The sequence below is a fragment of the Azospirillum sp. 11R-A genome (assembly GCF_049472615.1).
GTDB classification, from domain to species: domain Bacteria; phylum Pseudomonadota; class Alphaproteobacteria; order Azospirillales; family Azospirillaceae; genus Azospirillum; species Azospirillum palustre.
Window position 1 is genome coordinate 1 of record NZ_JBCEBL010000066.1, and the last position, 3143, is coordinate 3143.

General features: G+C 59.9%; 4 protein-coding genes. 2 read left to right on the top strand and 2 right to left on the bottom strand.

Going from position 1 to position 3143, the window contains the following annotated elements:
- Both VH569_RS35140 and VH569_RS35145 read left to right on the top strand, forming a co-directional pair.
- A partial coding sequence (locus VH569_RS35140; RefSeq protein WP_423321895.1) for a cation transporting ATPase C-terminal domain-containing protein occupies positions 1 to 799 on the top strand: 799 nt, incomplete at its 5' end.
- A gap of 541 nt (positions 800 to 1340) precedes the next feature.
- Complete coding sequence (locus VH569_RS35145) at positions 1341 to 1706, top strand: response regulator (RefSeq protein ID WP_423321898.1); 366 nt, start codon at positions 1341 to 1343, stop codon at positions 1704 to 1706.
- Positions 1707 to 1869: 163 nt separating this feature from the next.
- Here the strand turns inward: VH569_RS35145 and VH569_RS35150 are convergent, their stop codons facing one another.
- Positions 1870 to 2235 (bottom strand): response regulator, encoded by a 366-nt coding sequence (locus VH569_RS35150; protein WP_423321900.1) that lies wholly within the window; start codon positions 2233 to 2235, stop codon positions 1870 to 1872.
- Positions 2232 to 3143, bottom strand: a 912-nt coding sequence (locus VH569_RS35155) for an HWE histidine kinase domain-containing protein (protein WP_423321902.1), incomplete at its 5' end; no start/stop codon positions are given. The genes VH569_RS35155 and VH569_RS35150, both read right to left, overlap by 4 nt.

Sequence of the window (3143 nt, forward strand, 5' to 3'; positions counted from 1 at the left end):
CGATCTGCGGGCGATGAGCGAAGAGGCGTTGCGGGCCCGCCTCCCCAACGCCTCCGCCCTCCATGCCGCCGACGTCGGCATCTCGGTGGACAGCGCTGCCGACGTTGCAAAGGAGGCAGCCGGCCTGATCCTGCTCGACCACGATCTGTCGGTGGTGCACGAGGCGGTGATGGAGGGGCGCCGCACGGTGCAGAACGTCACCAAATACATCCTGATGGGAAGCAGTTCGAATTTCGGCAACATGTTCAGCATGGCGGGAGCGTCGCTGTTCCTTCCCTTCCTGCCGATGCTGCCGACCCAGGTGCTGCTCAACAACCTGCTCTACGATGCGTCGGAGGCTGGCGTTCCGCTCGACACCGTGGAGGCGGAGGCGTTGGCCCTGCCGGTGCAGTGGGATCTGCGGCTGATCCAGCGCTTCATGCTGGTGCTGGGTCCAGTCAGTTCCCTGTTCGATTTCCTGACCTTCTACGCCTTGCTTCACCTGTTCAACGCCGATGAGGCGCTCTTCCAGACCGGATGGTTCGTCGAGAGCCTTGCCACTCAGGTGCTGGTCATCTTCGTGATCCGCACCCGCCGCAGCCCCTGGCTCAGCCGACCCAACGCAATCCTGGCCGGGTTGTCGCTGGGAGCTGCCGCCGTCGGCGCGCTGCTGCCGCTGACGCCGCTGGCATCCTTCTTCGGCTTCGTGATTCCTCCAGCCTCCTTCTATCTGTTCCTGGTGGCCGCCGTCGTTACCTATCTGGTCCTCGTGGAGATCATCAAACGGGTGTTCTTCCACCACATCGCTCCAAGACAGTGATGCGGAACTCAGGGTGTCGACGGGCTCCATCCTGGGAAGTTGGCGTTCAGGCGACCCTGCGGGAAACTGGCTTCCCGAGACCGGTCATGATGTTGAAGACCTTGCAGCCGACGCGGGCCTCGACGTTCTGAGTTGGGAGAGTCCGACAACTCGTCGCGATCAGCCGAACGGCTTCTTGCTTGAACTCTTTGGTCCCCTTACGCCGTTGACCGTTACCCATGCCAAACCTCCCAGTCCCTCGGGCTATAGATGGATGCCCTTCATTTTCTCCGGGCAAGTCCATCCAATCATTGCTGGGTTGGCATGGCAGGCCAAACTTTCTTCGGAACCGGCACGTGGGCCAACGCCAAATTGCAGGAACTGGAATATTTTTCCTTTCCCAAATCGGAAATACCACCAGTTATAGCGCTTTCACATGTTGGCGCCACCAATGTGAGAAAACTGACTCCCATCAGCGTGCATAGCCATTGCTTTTGTCCAACTGTACAGCGAAGGCCAAAGGCATATTGTCTACGGGACGTCTGACTAAAGGGAGCGGCGAATGTCAGGAAAGCTGCTGAACGACCGTCGTGTCCTCATCGTGGAGGACGAATTCCTCGTCACCGTTGTATTGGAGGCGGCAGTCTTGGAGGCAGGCGCCAGTGTGGTTCGGCTTGCCGCTTCGACCGTGGACGCTCTTGCGCTGATTGAAGCCGAACCCTTCGATGTTGCGCTTCTGGACGCCCGATTGGATGAAGAGCCGATCCTTGACGTTGCCGAGGCTTTGGACAAACGGGGAATCCCATTCGTTTTCCATTCCGGATATGGTCCGGAACATCTTCCAAGCACCTACCGTCATCGCCCCTTGCTCCGTAAACCATCGCTTTCATCCAGTGTCATCCAGGCACTGTACGAAGCTGTGAAATAAAGGGGACTGGGCGGAAGGCCCATCGCAGCGAAAGACGCCGAATCTCTGCCGAAATCTTATGGGACGGTTCTGTCCCTTACCATCGTTGGATCGACAATGGACGCGACCATCCGGCGCAGTGGCTTTCACATTTTCCCTTTTTGATCGGCTCGCTGGTTCCCGCTCAGGCCATGGCAGTGCACAACATGCGAACGATGGCAGCAGGGGCGCAGGGCTTTCGAAGCAGCGGTCTGTGTCGGTGTCGTTGCGGAAGGAACTCCGGCCCGTATCCCGAGTGGAAGACAAAAGGCTTCGCGCTGGCTTCGAGCGCGTCGGCGACGGCAGTCACCTGCTCATCGTCGAGCCGGACATCCAGGATAGCGGCATCGAAATCTTCCCGTTCGATCAGCGCCAGGGCATCCGCCACGCAGCTTGCCATGCCGACGACGGTGGCTCCCGCATCCTGCAGGATTTCCTCCAACGCCATGGCGATCAGCAATTCGTCCTCAACGATCATGATCCGGCAGCCTTCCAGATGCTTTCCGGTCATCGGGCATTCTCAAGGGAAGCGGGGTTTTCGTTGTCGCTCCTCGTCTGGGCGACCGGTACGGTGAACGTCGCCTGTAGGCCGGTCGGACTGTAATCCACCGTGACATCGCCACGCAGTTCGTAGCGGATTTGCTGGGTGATCAGTTTAGAGCCGAAGCCATGATGGGTGGGAGGCGACACCGGGGGACCGTCCGTCTCGCGCCAATGGACAAGCAGCACCGCATCGGCATCCCTTTGCCCGAATTCCCAGGTCACGACGACGCGTCCTTCCACCACGGACAATGCGCCGTATTTCACCGCGTTGGTCACCAACTCGTGGATCACCATGCCGAGCGCCAACGCGGCCTTGGGCCGGAGTTGAACGGCAGGTCCATCAACGGCAAAGCGTCCTTCGCTGGTGGCATAAGGCTTCACCTCATTGAGCACGACGTCGCTGAGGGGAATATTCCCCCAACGGTCACGGGTCAGCAGATCGTAGGTGCTGGCGACCGCCTGCAGGCGGCCGAGAAACGCCGTGCATTCCGGTGCCTTGGCAATCGCTTTCAGCGTCTGCTGGGCCAAGGCGGTGACGACGGCCAGCATGTTCTTGACGCGGTGGTCAAGTTCACCGATGAGCTGGCGCTGCTGCTCCTCGGCCTCCTTGAGCGACGTCACGTCCACAAAGGTCAACAACAGGCCTTCCAGATCGTTGCGGGCTTTCCGGTAAGGCAGGATGCGCATCATGTAGTGCCTGGTCCCGTCCCTGGACCGAACCGCCTTTTCCACGAGTGCCGGGTCGGTAAGCGCATGTCTCAGATCCCGATCCAGATCGACCTGATCGAGATGGCTGACGATATCGGTCAGCGGACGACCGCGGTCGCTCGCGATCAGATTGAAAATCTGGGTTACCGCCGGCGTGAAACTCCGGAT

Excerpts from the sequence above, each read along its gene's own strand:
- VH569_RS35150 (WP_423321900.1), bottom strand. The coding sequence starts at position 2,235 with ATGACCGGAAAGCATCTGGAAGGCTGCCGGATCATGATCGTTGAGGAC.
- VH569_RS35145 (WP_423321898.1), top strand. The coding sequence starts at position 1,341 with ATGTCAGGAAAGCTGCTGAACGACCGTCGTGTCCTCATCGTGGAGGAC.